The following is a 15,064-nucleotide window of genomic DNA, read 5'->3' on the forward strand; positions in this document are numbered from 1 at the left end:
GTCGGTCAGAACACCCCAGTCGAAGCCAGGACCGGCTACGTTCAGGCCTCAGCTGCCTGAAACCCTGTGTCCGCCTCCAGGGGGCAACTCCACACGCGTGACTGCGAGGGAATCACGCGTGATCAGAGAGGCATCATTCGTGATGGGAGGGGCATCGGGCTGATGCCCCTCCAATCACGCGAGATGCCCGCTCAATCACGCGAGATGCCCGCTCAAACACGCGTGATGCCCGTCAGCGGGGGAGGCGGCGGAGGGCTTTGAGGCCGAATGTCATGCCCCGGGACCACAGGGAACCCGGGATCGCGCGCGGCGGGCGCAGGGCCAGGCCGCGCTGGAGCGCGATCGACTGGGACTCCGTGTACTTCAGCAGGCCCTCGGCACCGTTGCGGCGGCCGACACCCGAGTCCTTCATCCCGCCCATCGGGACGCCGACGCTGCCGAACGTCGCCGCGTAGCCCTCGTTCACGTTGACCGTCCCGGCCTTCAGCCGCGCCGCGACCTCCCAGCCCGCGCGGCCGTTGCGGGACCAGACGCTGGCGTTGAGCCCGAACGGCGTGTCGTTGGCCCGCTCGATGGCGTCGGTGACGTCGGTGTAGCCGTAGATCGACACGACCGGCCCGAACGTCTCCTCCGCGAACGGCAGCATGTCCGGGGTGACGCCGGACAGCACCGTCGGCTCGTAGAACAGCGGGCCGAGGTCGGGTCGCGCCCGCCCGCCGGTGAGCACCGAAGCGCCCTTCGCGCGGGCGTCTTCGACGTGCGCCGACACCGTCGCGAGCTGGTCTTCCGACGTCAGCGAGCCCATCTGGGCGTGGTAGTCCAGCGAGCCGCCGAGCCGCAGGGCGGCGGTGCGGGCGACGAACGCGCGGGTGAACTCCTCGCGGATGTCCTCGTGGACGTAGATCCGCTCGACCGACACGCACAGCTGCCCGGCCGAGGAGAAGCACGCCGTCACCGCGCCCGTCGCGGCCTTCGCGACGTCGGCGTCGGGCAGCACCACCATCGGGTTCTTGCCGCCGAGTTCCAGCGAGTACGACGTCAGCCGCTTCGCGACCTGGCCGGCCAGCTCCTTGCCGGTCGGCGTGGAGCCGGTGAAGCACAGGTAGTCCGACTCCTCGACCAGCGCGGTGCCGATCTTCGAGCCGCGGCCGAGCACGATCTGCCAGGTCCCGGCGGGCAGCCCGGCCTCCTCGGCGAGCTCGTGCAGCCACAGCGCCGAAAGCGCGGTCTGGTTGTCCGGCTTCTGCACGACGGCGTTCCCCGCGGCCAGCGCCGGCAGGACGTCCATCGCCGTCAAGGCCAGCGGGTAGTTCCACGGCGAGATGATCCCGACGACGCCCTTGGGGTGCCGGATCACGCCCGCGCGGGTCAGGCCGGGGATGACGCCGGCGACCCGGCGGGGCGCGAGGAGCTTCGCCGCGTGCTTGCCGTAGTAGGCCGCCACCAGCGCGGTCGCGCTGACCTCGTCGAACGCGTCGAGCCGCGCCTTGCCGGCCTCGACCTGGACCAGGTCGAGCACCTCGTCCTGGCGGGCGAGCACCAGGTCGTGCAGGCGGGTGAGGACGCGGGCGCGCTCGGCGGGGGAGCGGTCCGCCCACACCGCCTGGGCCGTGCGGGCGTCCGCGAACACCGCCCGGACGTCGGCGTCGGTGGCCTGCGGCAGGGTCGCGATCGGCAGCCCGGTGAAGGGCGCCCGCATCCGGATCGGCGCGGAGTCCGCGCCGCCCGTCACGCGGGCGACGAGCTGGGCCGCCCGCGTCGAGCCCGGCGCCCCGGCGACGCCGCCGACGGTGGGCGGCAGCGTGGTGTCTTCGACCGCGTTCGCGGGGGTCGTGCTGGTCATGACGTCTCCGTTCCGGCGGAGTCCGCGCGCGGGCGCGCAGGGGTTACCGACGAGTACACCATACCGTCGGTACGTCAGATGTCCAGCGTGATGTGAATAAGATTCACGTCTTGGGCGGGTGCAGCGGCGGGAGCTGGTAGTTCGGTTCCGTCGGCTCCTGCTGCGGCGGATGCTGCTGGGCCTGCGTGGTGCCGCCGTAGGGGTCGTCGGCCTGCTGCGCCGGGAACGGCTGCGACGGCGGGCCGCCGTACGGAGGCGGCTGCGGGCCGGTCTGCGGCGGCGGGGCCTGAGCGGGGAACGGCTGCGACGCCGGATAACCCGGGTGCGGCTGCCCGTACTGCTGGGGCGGCACCGGGTACGGCCGGGACTGCTGCTGGTACGGCCCGGGTGGCGGGCCGGCCGGCGCCGCGGCGGGGGCGCGTCGCCCGGCCAGTGCCGCGGCCACCAGCGCCATCAGGGCGACGATCCCGCCGCCGAGCAGCACCCAGAACCCGAGCCCGGTCGCGTAGTGCGCCTTGACCGACCCGTCGTCGGACTCATAGCTCAAGGTCGCCGAGATGTCCATGCCGAGCATCCACACCGCCGCGATCACCCCGGCGGCCCCGGCCACCAGAGCTGTCCTGGAGCTCGAGCGCACGCCGGGTCCCGCCGAGCGGCGCGTGCCGGCGAACGCCAGCCCGGCTCCGGCCAGCAGGACGACCGCGGCGGTCGTGAGCGGGATGCCGTACCGCGCGACGTGGGTCTGGTCGTAGAACTTCTTCGCCTCGTCGCTCGGCTCGACGGTGAACGAGCGCGACCAGGCACTGATCGTCTGGCTGCTGTCGGTTTTGCCGGCCACGACCTGCTCGAACGACGTCTGCGGCAGGAAGGACCCGGTGATCACCAGCACCGCGGCGAGGGTGCCGAGGATCGCGGCGAGGAGCCGGAAAACGGCACCCGGCTCGGCCGGCGGCTGGGCGGGTGGCGGGCCGTAGGGGTACTGGTACGGGGCGGCGGTCATGGGAACTCCCCTCGTTCGGAGGGGATTGGACCACGAAATCCGCCTGCGGATAAGGGGCAAAGCACCCTGGTGGTGGCGCGCTGGTCAGCTCGGCGCAGCGGTGGCGTCCTCGTAGAGCAGGACGGCGATGCGCTTCCACTCCTCCAGCAGCTGCCGGCGCCGGTTCGGGTCGCCGCCGAGTTCGGCGTCCAGTGCCAGTCCCCGGGTGAGGTTCACGGTGAGCCAGAACAGCATTTCCGCCCGCTCCGGCGGGAGTTCGCCGGCGACCTGCGTGACGTGCTCGAGCGTGGCGCGGCCGAGCGCGCGGTCGACCGGGCGGATCGCCGCGCGCAGTTCGGGGTCGGTGCGGGCGGCGACCCAGAGCTCGGTGACGGCCGTCGAGAGCGTGCCGGAATACCCGGCCCACAGCAGGTCGATCGCCGCGGCGACCCCGCTGCCGCCACCGGGCAGTTCATCCAGCGACTCCGCGAGCCGGCGGCGCAGCTTCGTCGTCAGGTGCTCGACCGCGGCCGCCATCAGCTCGGCCTTCGTCGTGAAGTGGTGCTGCACGGCACCCTTCGACACGCCCGCGCGGGCGCAGATCTCCTGCACCGACGTGCGCGCGTAGCCGACCTCGACCAGGCAGTCGATGGTGGCGTCGAGCAGCGCCGTGCGGGTCTGCTCGCGCCGCTGCGCCTGGGTCCGGTGCGTCGTCTCGGTCACCGCGGCCTCCCTGCTTTACCTACAGGCCGGTACGGATGTACATTCCGATCAGAACTTACATGCTGATCGTCATGTTTTCCAGCAGGAGGGTCCCCGTGCCACTGCAACTGCCGAAGAGCTCGTGGAGCACGACCGAGCTCGACGACCTCCGCGAACTCGCGCGGTCGTTCCTGCAGAAGGAAGCCGTCCCGCACCAGGAACGCTGGGCGGCGGAGAAGAAGGTCGACCGCGAGCTGTGGACGAAGGCGGGCGACGTCGGCCTGCTGTGCCTGTCCATCCCCGAGGAGTACGGCGGGGGCGGCGGCACCTTCGCCCACGAAGCCGTCCTCTACGAAGAGCAGGCGCGCTCCGGCGACAGCGCGTGGGGCGTCACCGTCCACAACGGAATCGTCGCGCACTACCTGCTCGCCTACGCCGCGGAAGACAAGAAGCGCGAGTGGCTGCCGAAGCTGGCCAGCGGCGAGATGATCGGCGCGATCGCGATGACCGAGCCCGGCACCGGCTCCGACCTGCAGGCCATCAAGACGCGCGCGGTCCGCGACGGCGACCACTACGTCCTCAACGGCGCGAAGACCTTCATCACCAACGGCCTGCACGCCGACCTCGTGGTCGTCGCGGTGAAGACCGACCCGGACGCCGGCGCCCAGGGCGTCTCACTGATCGTGGTCGAGACCGACACGCCGGGCTTCCGGCGCGGCCGCGTCCTCGACAAAGTCGGGATGAAGGGCCAGGACACCGCCGAGCTGTTCTTCGACGACGTCCGCGTGCCGGTCGGCAACCTCCTCGGCGACGCCGAGGGCCAGGGCTTCATCCAGCTGATGCTGCAGCTGCCGCAGGAACGGCTGATCATCGCCGTCACCGCGGTGGCCGGGCTGGAGGCGGCGGTCGACCTCACGCTGGCGTACACCAAAGAGCGCACGGCGTTCGGCCGGCCGATCTTTTCCTTTCAGAACACCAAGTTCAAGCTCGCGGAGGCGGCGACCGAGGCCGCGGTGGCGCGGGCGTTCCTCGACCAGTGCATCGAACGCCACCTGAAGGGCGAGCTCGACGTCCAGGGCGCGGCGATGGCGAAGCTGTGGACCACCGAGCGCGTCAACAAGGTGATCGACGACTGCGTGCAGCTCTTCGGCGGCTACGGCTACATGACCGAGTACCCGATCGCCCGGGCCTGGGCCGACGTCCGGATTTCCCGGATCTTCGGCGGCACCAGCGAAATCATGAAGGAAATCATCTCCCGCTCGCTCTGAAGGGACCGACTATGAAGGCAGGTCCGCTCGGCGGCCTGAAGGTGGTGGAGCTCGCCGGTCTCGCGCCCGGGCCGTTCGCCACGATGATCCTCGCCGACCTCGGTGCCGACGTCGTCCGCGTCGACCGCGCGCAGCCGGGGGAGGACGTGCTCGGCATCCCGGTCGACCCGCTCGCCCGCGGCCGCCGGTCCGTCGGCATCAACACCAAGACGCCCGAAGGCGTCGAGCTGGTGCTGAAGCTGTGCGACACCGCCGACGTCCTCATCGAGGGATTCCGGCCCGGGGTCGCCGAGCGGATCGGGCTCGGCCCGGACGTCGTGCACGCCCGCAACCCGCGGCTGGTCTACGGCCGGATGACCGGCTGGGGCCAGGACGGGCCGCTGGCCAAGGCGGCCGGGCACGACATCAACTACATCGGCATCGCCGGCGCGCTCGAACCGATCGGGCGCGCGGGGGAGCGGCCGGTGCCGCCGCTGAACCTCGTCGGCGACTTCGGCGGTGGCGGGCTGCTGCTGGCCATGGGCGTCCTGGCCGCGCTGTACGAGCGGAACACGTCGGGTCGTGGCCAGGTCGTCGACGCCTCGATGGTCGACGGGGCCGCGCTGCTCACCACGAGCCTGCACGGCATGGCCGCCGCCGGGCTCTGGGGCGGCGACCGCGGCGACAACATGCTCGACGGCGGAGCCCCGTTCTACGACACCTACGAAACCGCGGACGGCAAGTACGTCGCCGTCGGCGCGATCGAGATGCGGTTCTGGGGCGACCTGGTGAAGGTCCTCGAACTGGACCCGGATTCGCTGCCCCTGCACGTGGACAAGACGCAGTGGCCACGCCTCCGGGAGATCCTCGCGGCGGCGATCGGCAAGTTCACGCGTGATGACCTCGTCGCGCGCGCCGAAGGCACCGACGCGTGCCTGACGCCGGTCCTCGCGCCGGGCGAAGCCGCGTCGCACCCGCACAACGCGGCGCGCGGCACGTTCGTCGAGATCGGCGGCCTGGTCCAGCCGGCACCGGCACCGCGGTTCGACCGGACGCCGCCCTCGACGCCGGAAGCACCGCACGTCAAGGGATCCGACACCGAAGCGGTGCTCGCCGAACTGGGCGTCACGGACCTCGGCGCCCTGCGATCGGCGGGTGTGATCGCCTAGTTCTTCGTCAGGTCGGAGCGCACGACCGAGTAGACGACGTGGTCGCGCCACTCGCCGTCCCGGAAGCCGTAGCCGCGAAGCACGCCTTCGCGGGTGAAGCCGGCCTTCTCGAGCGAGCGTTGTTCGGCGCGGTTGCCGGCTTCGGTCGTCGCTTCGACCCGGTTGAGCTGGGTGTGGGCGAAGAGGTAATCGACGAGCAGGCGCTGGGCTTCGGTGCCGTAGCCGTGGCCGCGCGCTTCCGGGACGAGCACGAGGCCCATGTTCCAGCAGTAGGACGTCGGCCCGGTCCGGGTGCGGTGCCAGGAGACGACCCCGAGGACGCGGCCGCCGAGCGTCGGCACGAGCATCCCGGTCTCGGCGGTGAGCATCCCGGTTTCCAGCCACCGGCGGCGCAGGTAGCCGGGATCGTGCCAGCCGAACCACTGGTGCTCGCCGGCGGCGACGGGATCGTTGGTCAGCCGTTCGAGGAGGCCGAGATCGCTTTCGGCCACCGGCCGGAGCTCGACTCTGACACCGTCGTCGTCCATCCGGCGACCTTATCGGCCGCTTGACCGGAACCGGCACGCCCGCGCGCCCGGATCGCCCGGTCGAGGCAAGCCCCGTGACTGAGCGGACATCACTCGTGTCTCAAGAGGCATCTCGCGTGTCTGAGCGGGCATCACGTGTGTCTGGAGGGGCATCACTCGTGATTGAGCGGGCATCGGCGTGATGCCTCCTCAATCACGCGAGATGCCTCCCTGATCACGGGTGATGCCCCTCCAATCACGTGGGATGCCCCGCTGAGCACGGGTGGTGCCTCACGTGAAGGTGCCGTGGCGGCCTTCGCCGCCGGCGAAGCGGGCCGCGCCATCGACGGCCTCCGCCGCCAGGATGCCTTGGCCCATCGCCGCGGTGAACTCCGCCGTCAGGGCGTCCTCTTCGGACTCGCCCCACTGGGCCAGTGCGGAGCGGCGGTCGCCGCGCAGGCAGGCCTGGGGGAACGCCGCCAGCTGCCGGGCCAGCTCCTGCGCCGCCGTCACCGCCTCGCCGGCCGGCACCAGCCGGTTGGCCAAGCCGATCTCGACGGCTTCGGCGGCGTCGACCGGACGGCCGGTGAGGATCAGGTCCATCGCGCGCGACTGGCCGATCAGGCGCGGCAGCCGGACCGTTCCGCCGTCGATCAGCGGGACGCCCCAGCGGCGGCAGAACACGCCGAACACCGCCGTCGCGTCCGCGACGCGCAGGTCGCACCACAGCGCCAGCTCGAGCCCGCCCGCGACGGCCGGCCCGTGGACCGCCGCGATCACCGGCTTGCCGAGGGCCAGCCGGGTAGGGCCCATCGGGCCGTCCCCGTCCGGGTGAGTGCGGTTCATCCGGCCGGTGCCGATCGCCTTGAGATCGGCCCCCGCGCAGAACGCGCCGCCGGCTCCGGTCAGCACCGCGGCGGCCGCGTCCGGGTCGGCGTCGAACGCGCGGAAGGCGTCGGCCAGCTCCGCCGCCGTGGGCCCGTCGACGGCGTTGCGCGCGGCCGGGCGGTCGATGGTGATCGTCGTCACCGCGCCGTCCCGCTGCACCAGCACGTTCCGGGACATGGCCGCTCCTGGGTTGATCGAGGTGTCTTCCACGCACGCCTTCCCTACAGTATTGGGGTGGCCACTCCCAGGACGGGGACGGCGAGCCGGGGAGGAAACGCATGTCGGGCGGCGTCAAGAAGATTCTCATCGTGGGCGTGGTCGCGCTCGTGCTCTTCCTCCTGATCACCCAGCCCACCCAGTCCGCCGACTTCGTGCACCGCGTGCTCGGCTGGCTCAAGGACGGCGCCGAAGCGATCGTCACGTTCTTCCGCGCCCTCTTCTCCTGACCTGGTGCTTCTGAGTACCGGCGCCGCCACGGGCGGTGCCGGTGGCTACCGTGCGTGTTAACGGACGGTAAATCACCCTGCGTCACCGATCTCGGATTTCGGACTCCGACACTCGACCATCCGGGTGGATTGCGGCCGAAAACGCGCAGGTCGTCGAATTCGTGGCACCCGGGGTCTGGCGAAGACGACCACCCCGGCCCTACGGTGCTCACATTGCGTGATCGGGTGGTTCGCCATCCCCCCGGAGAACCCCGATACGCAGGCAATTTCCACTCAGCAAGGTGCAGGTTGGTGCGTGCGGCACCACCGCGTGGGACAGGCGTCAGGGCCTGTCCGTCGGGGACCTACATAGGAGGCAGGGATGACCGGAGATCCCGGAGTGGACGCGTTGATCCGGCAGTGGGCCGCCGAGCGCGAGAGGACTCCCGAGGAGCAGGAGGTCGACCGCATCGCTTCCGCGTGGCTGGCCGACGCTCCCGCGCAAGCCCCGGGCATTCCCGGCCAGCGAGCCCGGACCGGACAGTCGCGGTTCGTCCCCGTCGAGTCGGCCGATCCCGGCTACCTCGCCGCGATGCGCAGCCGGCTGCCGGAGGTGCCCGAAGAGCTCCTCACCGCCGCCGCGGGCTGGTGGCAGATGGTCGGCGGCGTCGCCGAAGCCGAGGAGTGGTGGGACGCCGGCATCAGCCCGCTCGACCAGCGGGCCCTCGACTACCGGGCGGCCGGGCTCGCGCCGTCCGACCTGAGCCGCCGGCTCGGGCCGATGACCGTCCTGCAGCACCTGCGCCGCGGCAGCGCCCCGGCCTGGTGCGTGGCGCGGCTCGCGCGGCAGCAGAAATCCGCCTGACGAGACGTTTTCCACTCGGCCGGGTGACCCGGTGTGATGAGACGATCGGGACGACCCGCGTAACGCCAACCTGCGCGGGCTCGTTGACAGTTCGTCGACATCACGCTGGAGGACCGGAGTTTCGTGCGCACCAGGACCGGAAAGACCGAGGACGACCCCGTCGGCCCGAGTGCCGAGGAAGCCGCCCCCGCCGCACCGGCACCGCGCTCTCCGGGCGTCGCCGTGCTCACCCGGCTGCTCGTGGTCCTCGCCGTGCTGGCGGTGGCCGGCGGCGGGATCTGGCTCGTCACCCGCGCCGCGACGCCGGAGGCGAGCCCGACCACCACCGAAATCCCCGCCTTGCAGGTCAAGGCGGCCGACGTCCGCCCGGGTTCGGTCGCCCCGGCCGGCGGCGCGGTGGCGGGCGGGGCGGAGCAGCAGACGTCTCCCCAGCAGGCCCACAGCACGGGTCCGGCGACGCTGTCCCAGTGGGCGGCCCAGGTCGCGGCGGCCACCGGGGTTCCGGCGCGGGCCCTGCAGGCCTACGGCAACGCGGAACTGGCGCTGCGCGCGGACCAGCCTGGCTGCAAGATCTCGTGGGCCACGCTCGCGGGCATCGGCCGCATCGAGTCCAACCACGGCCAGTACGCGGGCGCGGTCCTCGGCGCCGACGGCCGCCCGTCCAAGCCGATCACCGGCGTCCCGCTCGACGGATCGGCCGGCGTCCAGGCGATCGGCGACACGGACGGCGGCCGCTACGACGGCGACGCGGGGGTGGACCGGGCGGTCGGCCCGATGCAGTTCATCCCGGGCACCTGGCGCAAGTGGGCCTCCGACGGCAACGGCGACGGCCTCGGCGACCCCCAGCAGATCGACGACGCGGCCTTGGCGGCGGCGCGGTACCTGTGCGCGGGCGGCCGGGACATGGCCAGTCCGAGCGGGTGGTGGGCGGGGATCCTGTCGTACAACAACTCGACGGAGTACGCGCAGAAGGTGTTCGGGCTGGCGGACGGGTACGCGAAGGCCGCCCAGTCGGTGCGCAAGCAGGGCTGACAGCGCGGGTTCGAACGTCGCGAATGACTCATTCGGGACCTCCGACGTCCCGAATGAGTCATTCGCGGCACCGGCGATCACCGCTGAGAGCCCGGCCACCTCGCCCGCGACCGCGCGTCGTCCCTCAGCAGGCCAGTGCTAGCGTCGGAGCGTGCCAGCTTCCCCGCCACCGGCGGCCTCCCCGTGGGGACGGCGGATCGCGATCGTCGCGACCTGCCTGGTGAGCCTGCTCGTCTGCTGCGGGCTCGCCTGGTGGCAGTGGGACCGCTTCACCTCCGCGAACGGCACCTTCCAGAACCTCGGCTACGTCCTGCAGTGGCCGCTGTTCGGGCTCTTCCCGGCCTTCATGTTCTGGCGGATCGGCAAGCTCCGGCAGAAGGCCGAAGCCGAAGCCGGAACCGAAGCGACCGGACAGCCCGCGGAGCCGGAAGGCAAGCCCGCGGTGCCCGCTCCCCGCCCCCGTCCGGACGTCGCCGAGGCGACCACCGACGAGGACGAGGAGCTGGCCGCCTACAACCGTTACCTGCGCGAGCTGAACGCCCGCGACCAGCAGGCCGCAGAGTGAGGACGACCCGATGACCACCAGCACCGAAGGCGCCCGGACCGCCGTGCCGCTCGCCGGCCCCCTGGTGCGGTTCCGCACCGCCGCCTACGTCACCGGTGTCGGCCTGCTGGGCCTGTGCTTCGTGATGGTGCTGCGGTACGCCTTCGGCAACCCGACGCCGTCGGCGATCTACTCGCCCATCCACGGCGTCCTCTACATGATCTACCTGGTGCTCACCATCGACCTGGCGATCAAGGCCCGCTGGTCGATCAAGGGCACCGTGCTGGTGCTGCTGGCCGGCTGCGTCCCGTTCGTCTCGTTCCTCGTCGAGCGCCGGGTGACGCACAAGGTCAAGGCCGGGCAGAAGCTGTAGCGGGGAGCTGGCGGCGGAAGGTCAGCGCCACCAGCACCGTGCAGGCGGCGAACACCGCGGCGGTCGAGAACGCCGCCGTCATGCCGTCGACCGTCAGCTGCGCGCCCGTCGTGCCCGCCGAGCGGGTGACCGAGCCGAACACCGTGACCAGGACGGCCAGCCCGAGCGTGCTGCCGACCTGCTGCATCGTCTGCAGCACGCCACCCGCGGCGCCCGCGTCTTCGTTCGGCACGGTGGCCATCACGATCACGTTCAGCGGCGCGAACGACAGCCCGCCGCCGAGGCCCATCAGCAGCAGCGGCCCGAGCAGTGCCGGGAAGTACGTGCTTTCGGTGGTGAGCAGCGTGAGCCAGCCGACGCCGGTGACCATCAGGATCGAGCCGGTGACGGCCAGGGGCTTCGGGCCGTAGCGGGGGAGCAGCCGCGGCACGAGCCGGCTCATCGTGAAGATCAGCACCGCCATCGGGAGGAACGCGAACCCGGTCGCCAGCGCCGCGAAGTGCCGGATGTCCTGCATGAACTGGGTCAGGAAGAAGAACATCGACATCATCGCCATCGGCCCGAGGAAGAAGTTGACGTAGGCCGCGCTGCGGTTGCGGTCGGCGAACAGCCGCAGCGGGACCAGCGGTGTCGCGGTGCGGGCCTCGATGGCGACGAAGCCGGCGAGCAGCGCCAGGCCGCCGACGAGCGAGCCGAGCGTCACCGGGTTGCCCCAGCCGTCGGACGCGGCGTGGGTGAAGGCGAACACGAGCGCGCCGACGCCGAGGGTGCCGGTGATCGCCCCGGGCAGGTCCAGGTGCGCGCGGCGGCGTTCGGGCTCGGCCACGAACCGCGGGGCGAGCAGGGCGATCGCCACGCCGAACGGGACGTTGATGAACAGCGCGGCGCGCCACGAGATCCACTCGGTGAGCAGGCCGCCGACGATCAGGCCGATCGCGAAGCCGCCGCTGGACATCGCGGAGAACAGCGCCAGCGCCCGGACCCGGGCCTTGGGCTCGGTGAACGTCGTCGTGACCAGCGCCAGGGTGCTCGGACCCGCCATCGCGGCGCCGACCCCCTGCAGGACGCGGGCGGTGATGAGGAGCGCGGCCGAGTCGGCGAGACCGCCGGCCAGCGAGGCGAGGGTGAACAGCGCGGTGCCGGCGACGAACATGCGCCGCCGCCCGAACAGGTCGCCCGCCCGGCCGCCGAGCAGCAGCAGGCCGCCGAAGACCAGGCTGTAGGCCGTCATCACCCAGGACAGGCCGGTGGCGGAAAACCCCAGGTCGGACTGGATGCGCGGGAGCGCGACGTTCATCACCGTCGCGTCGAGGACGAGCATGAGCTGGCAGGTCAGGATGATCGCGAGAACCAGCCCGCTGCGCCGGCCCCGGACCGGTGCGGGCGCACGGTCGAGTGTCTGGTGCGACAAGGGATACTCCCCCAAGGAGTAAGAGATGAAGCGGAGATGTTCTCCGCTTGGCTGTGATCCGATAATATGGAGAGTGTCTCCGGATGCGCAAGTGAATTCGGAGAATCTCTCCGGTTAAGTGGCGAGGAGGCCGGGATGCCCGAGACGGGTGAGCGTCCGATGCGCGCGGACGCGCGGCGCAACTACGAGCGCATCGTCGCGACGGCGAACGACCTCTTCACCGCCCACGGCGCCGACGTGCCGCTGGACGACGTCGCCAAGAAGGCCGGCGTCGGCGCGGGCACCCTCTACCGGCACTTCCCGACCCGGGAAAAGCTGTTCGAAGCGGTCTACCGCGACGAGATCACGGTGCTCGCCGACCGCGCGTTCGTGCTGCACGACGAGCTGCCGCCGTGGGAGGCCCTGGAAGCGTGGCTGCTCGCCCAGGTCACCTGGGTCGTCGAGCGGCACAAGCTGGCGACGATCCTCAAGGAGTCCATCGATTCCGGCTCGGAGACCTTCCAGTACTGCCAGAAGCGGCTTCGCGAAGCGACCGGAGTGCTCGTCGAAGCGGCGCAGGAGGCCGGCTTGGTCCGCCCGGACGTCGTCGGGGCGGACGTCCTCCGGCTGGGCCACGGCGCCGGGATGGCCGTGCGCAACTGCAGCCCGGACGACGGCCGGCGCGTGCTGAACGTGATCCTGGACGGCCTGCGCGCGTGACGCGGGCCGGCCGGGGGATCAGCTCCCGATGCCGGTCATCGAGCGGACCTCCATCTCCGCCTGCTTCTCCGCGTCCGCCTTCGGCCGGCCCACCAGCGTTCCGACGAACCCGCACAGGAACGAGAACGGGATCGACACCAGGCCCGGGTTCTTCAGCGGGAACCAGGCGAAGTCGATGCTCCGGAAGATCGAGTCCGGAGCGCCCGAGACCACCGGCGAGAACAGCACCAGCAGCAGGCACGCGATCAAGCCGCCGTACATGCCCCACAGTGTGCCGGTGGTGTTGAACCGCTTCCAGAACAACGAATACAGCAGCGTCGACAGGTTCGCCGACGCCGCCACCGCGAACGCCAGCGCCACCAGGAACGCGACGTTCTGCCCGTTCGCCAGCACGCCGCCGACGATCGCCAGCGCGCCCACCACGATCGCGGTCATCCGCGCCACCCGGACCTCGTCCGCCGGCTCGGCCTTGCCGCGCTTGAAGATGTTCGCGTAGACGTCGTGGGCGAACGAGGCCGACGCGGTGATCGTCAGCCCGGCCACCACCGCGAGGATCGTCGCGAACGCCACCGCGGCGATCACGCCCAGCAGCAGCGTCCCGCCGATGTGCAGCGCCAGCAGCGGCGCCGCCGAGTTCTCCCCGCCCGGCGCGCTCTTGATCTCGTCCGCGCCGACCAGCGCGGCCGCGCCGAAGCCGATCACCAGCGTGCACACGTAGAAGATCAGCATGCACACGGTGGCCCAGACGACCGAGCGGCGCGCCTCGAAGGAGTTCGGCACCGTGTAGAAGCGCATCAGCAGGTGCGGCAGCGACGACAGCCCGAGCACCAGGGCCAGCGCGAGCGACACGAAGTCGAGCTTGGTGGTGTTGTCCTTGCCGTAGGAGCCGCCGGGTTCCAGGAGGTGCTCGCCCAGCGGGCTCTTCTCGGTCGCGGCCGAGAGCAGGTTCGAGAAGCTGAAGCCGTACTTGCCGATCAGGAACACCGCGATCAGCACCACGGCGAGCATCAGCACGGCGGCCTTGATGATCTGCACCCACGTGGTGCCCTTCATCCCGCCGACCAGCACGTACAGCACCATGACCAGCCCGACCACACCGATCACCAGCGCCTGCCCGAGCCGGGTGTGGATGTTGAGCAGCAGGGCGACCAGGCCGCCCGCCCCCGCCATCTGCGCCAGCATGTAGAACAGCGAGATCACCAGGGTCGACGTCGCCGCCGCCGCCCGGACCGGGCGCTGGTTCATCCGGAAGCTGACGACGTCGCCCATCGTGAACCGGCCGGTGTTGCGCAGCAGCTCGGCGATCAGCAGCAGGTCCACCAGCCAGGCGACCAGGAAGCCGATCGAGTAGAGGAAGCCGTCGTAACCGTGGACGGCGATCGCGCCCGCGATGCCGAGGAACGACGCCGCCGAGAGGAAGTCCCCGGAGAGGGCGATGCCGTTCTGACGACCGGTGAAGGCGCTGCCCGCGGCGTAGTAGTCCGACGTCGAGGAGGTCCGGCTGCCGGCCCGGTAGACGACGTACAGCGTGATCGCCACGAACAGGGCGAACACGACGGTGTTGACGATCGGGTCGCTGGCGGGCTGCCCGGCCGCGGCGAGCGCGGTCATCGGCGCTGGTCTTCCGCCAGGCCCGCCCGCGCCCGCAGGGCGGCGACGCGCGGATCGAGCCGGCGGCGCGCGTACCGCAGGTAGAGCCAGGTGATCAGCGCGGTGCTGACGAACTGGCCCAGCCCGAGCAGGATGGCGACGTTGACCTGGCCGAACACCTTGCGGCTCATGAAGTCGTGCGCGTACGCGGCGAGCAGCACGTACGTCATGTACCAGGCGAAGAAGGCGAAGCTCAGCGGGAAGACGAAGCCGCGGAACCGGCGGCGCAGCGCGACGAACTCGGGGCTGGCCTGGATCGCGGTGTAGTCGGGGCCCGAGGGGGCGGCGGACCGGTGGGGCGGGACCCCGGCCGGGCCGGGCCCGGCGGGCAGGACCGGGATCCGGCTCGTCTCCTCGAGGGCGTTGGCCGGCGTGGGCCGCGCTACGTCGTACATGGTGCCTCCGGCAGAGTGCCTCCGTGGCGGCGGGCCCGGGCGCCTGCGGACAGGGCGCCGGGCCGCCCTTGCGGACTGCGAGGGCACATCGTAACTACGCCATCCGGCGGCTGCCGAAGGCGGCCGGACCGTCCGGTCGGTCCGTGAGACGGTATTCGTATTCCCGTCCCCGGTGTCGAATGGGTGACCGGCGACAACGCGGTGACAACGCGCTGCGGAGAACGTCCGCAATGCCGAAAACAATTGTGACGGGACGTTGCGTTGAGGGGAGGGCGCTGCGACGAACGGGCTAACGGGGTCGGTCGGCTCGCCAACCCGGTCACGGAACGTAGCCGT

At 71.4% G+C, this 15,064-nt stretch carries 16 protein-coding genes; 8 read left to right on the forward strand and 8 right to left on the reverse strand.

Translation table 11 applies throughout. The features are described from left to right. Positions 1-232: 232 nt before the first annotated feature. The 3 genes from AB0F52_RS35055 to AB0F52_RS35065 all read right to left on the reverse strand — a co-directional run bounded on the left by AB0F52_RS35055 (position 233) and on the right by AB0F52_RS35065 (position 3,545). Positions 233-1,843, reverse strand: a complete 1,611-nt coding sequence (locus AB0F52_RS35055) for a succinic semialdehyde dehydrogenase (RefSeq protein ID WP_360180332.1) — start codon at positions 1,841-1,843, stop codon at positions 233-235. 103 nt (positions 1,844-1,946) lie between these two features. Beyond that, positions 1,947-2,843, reverse strand: coding sequence for a hypothetical protein (locus AB0F52_RS35060; protein ID WP_360180334.1), 897 nt, complete (start codon positions 2,841-2,843; stop codon positions 1,947-1,949). 84 nt (positions 2,844-2,927) lie between these two features. Beyond that, entirely contained in the window at positions 2,928-3,545 is a 618-nt protein-coding gene (locus tag AB0F52_RS35065; RefSeq protein WP_360180336.1) for a TetR/AcrR family transcriptional regulator, read from the reverse strand. Between the two features lie 95 nt (positions 3,546-3,640). Here AB0F52_RS35065 and AB0F52_RS35070 point away from each other — a divergent pair, with 95 nt between their 5' ends. Then, positions 3,641-4,792, forward strand: coding sequence for an acyl-CoA dehydrogenase family protein (locus AB0F52_RS35070; RefSeq protein WP_360180338.1), 1,152 nt, complete (start codon positions 3,641-3,643; stop codon positions 4,790-4,792). Between the two features lie 11 nt (positions 4,793-4,803). After that, positions 4,804-5,940, forward strand: a complete 1,137-nt coding sequence (locus AB0F52_RS35075) for a CaiB/BaiF CoA-transferase family protein (protein ID WP_360180340.1) — start codon at positions 4,804-4,806, stop codon at positions 5,938-5,940. Here the strand turns inward: AB0F52_RS35075 and AB0F52_RS35080 are convergent. Both AB0F52_RS35080 and AB0F52_RS35085 read right to left on the reverse strand, forming a co-directional pair. After that, the gene (locus AB0F52_RS35080) at positions 5,937-6,467 is read right to left on the reverse strand and encodes a GNAT family protein (protein WP_360180342.1); all 531 of its coding nucleotides are present in this window, start codon (positions 6,465-6,467) and stop codon (positions 5,937-5,939) included. The genes AB0F52_RS35075 and AB0F52_RS35080 overlap by 4 nt on opposite strands. Before the next feature lie 270 nt (positions 6,468-6,737). Continuing rightward, a complete protein-coding gene (locus AB0F52_RS35085; RefSeq protein ID WP_360180344.1) occupies positions 6,738-7,511 on the reverse strand; it encodes a crotonase/enoyl-CoA hydratase family protein in 774 nt (257 codons plus the stop codon). 101 nt (positions 7,512-7,612) lie between these two features. On the opposite strand from AB0F52_RS35085, the gene AB0F52_RS35090 reads away from it, so the two are divergent. From AB0F52_RS35090 to AB0F52_RS35110, 5 genes are all read left to right on the forward strand, one after another. Continuing rightward, a complete protein-coding gene (locus tag AB0F52_RS35090) occupies positions 7,613-7,780 on the forward strand; it encodes a hypothetical protein (RefSeq protein WP_014466828.1) in 168 nt (55 codons plus the stop codon). 361 nt (positions 7,781-8,141) lie between these two features. Next, positions 8,142-8,624 carry a hypothetical protein gene (locus tag AB0F52_RS35095; RefSeq protein WP_013224355.1) on the forward strand — a complete coding sequence of 161 codons (483 nt, stop codon included), beginning with the start codon at positions 8,142-8,144 and terminating at the stop codon, positions 8,622-8,624. Positions 8,625-8,747: 123 nt separating this feature from the next. After that, positions 8,748-9,656 (forward strand): lytic murein transglycosylase, encoded by a 909-nt coding sequence (locus AB0F52_RS35100; protein ID WP_360180346.1) that lies wholly within the window; start codon positions 8,748-8,750, stop codon positions 9,654-9,656. Between the two features lie 196 nt (positions 9,657-9,852). Further along, on the forward strand, positions 9,853-10,221 hold the full coding sequence (locus AB0F52_RS35105) for a hypothetical protein (protein WP_360180696.1): 369 nt from the start codon (positions 9,853-9,855) through the stop codon (positions 10,219-10,221). Between the two features lie 10 nt (positions 10,222-10,231). Continuing rightward, a complete protein-coding gene (locus AB0F52_RS35110; RefSeq protein ID WP_013224358.1) occupies positions 10,232-10,573 on the forward strand; it encodes a DUF3817 domain-containing protein in 342 nt (113 codons plus the stop codon). Here AB0F52_RS35110 and AB0F52_RS35115 read toward each other — a convergent pair. Beyond that, positions 10,551-11,984: an MFS transporter gene (locus tag AB0F52_RS35115; RefSeq protein WP_360180348.1), complete on the reverse strand. Its 1,434-nt coding sequence runs from the start codon at positions 11,982-11,984 to the stop codon at positions 10,551-10,553. The genes AB0F52_RS35110 and AB0F52_RS35115 overlap by 23 nt on opposite strands. 135 nt (positions 11,985-12,119) lie before the next feature. On the opposite strand from AB0F52_RS35115, the gene AB0F52_RS35120 reads away from it, so the two are divergent. Continuing rightward, positions 12,120-12,683 carry a TetR/AcrR family transcriptional regulator gene (locus tag AB0F52_RS35120; RefSeq protein WP_360180350.1) on the forward strand — a complete coding sequence of 188 codons (564 nt, stop codon included), beginning with the start codon at positions 12,120-12,122 and terminating at the stop codon, positions 12,681-12,683. Positions 12,684-12,701: 18 nt separating this feature from the next. On the opposite strand, the gene AB0F52_RS35125 is transcribed toward AB0F52_RS35120, so the two are convergent. Then, positions 12,702-14,294 carry a cation acetate symporter gene (locus AB0F52_RS35125; RefSeq protein WP_360180352.1) on the reverse strand — a complete coding sequence of 531 codons (1,593 nt, stop codon included), beginning with the start codon at positions 14,292-14,294 and terminating at the stop codon, positions 12,702-12,704. After that, a complete protein-coding gene (locus tag AB0F52_RS35130; protein WP_360180354.1) occupies positions 14,291-14,728 on the reverse strand; it encodes a DUF485 domain-containing protein in 438 nt (145 codons plus the stop codon). The genes AB0F52_RS35125 and AB0F52_RS35130 overlap by 4 nt, the downstream gene beginning before the upstream one ends. Between the last annotated feature and the right edge of the window lie 336 nt (positions 14,729-15,064).

Origin of the sequence: Amycolatopsis sp. NPDC024027 (assembly GCF_040638975.1) — a bacterium.
Classification (GTDB): domain Bacteria; phylum Actinomycetota; class Actinomycetes; order Mycobacteriales; family Pseudonocardiaceae; genus Amycolatopsis.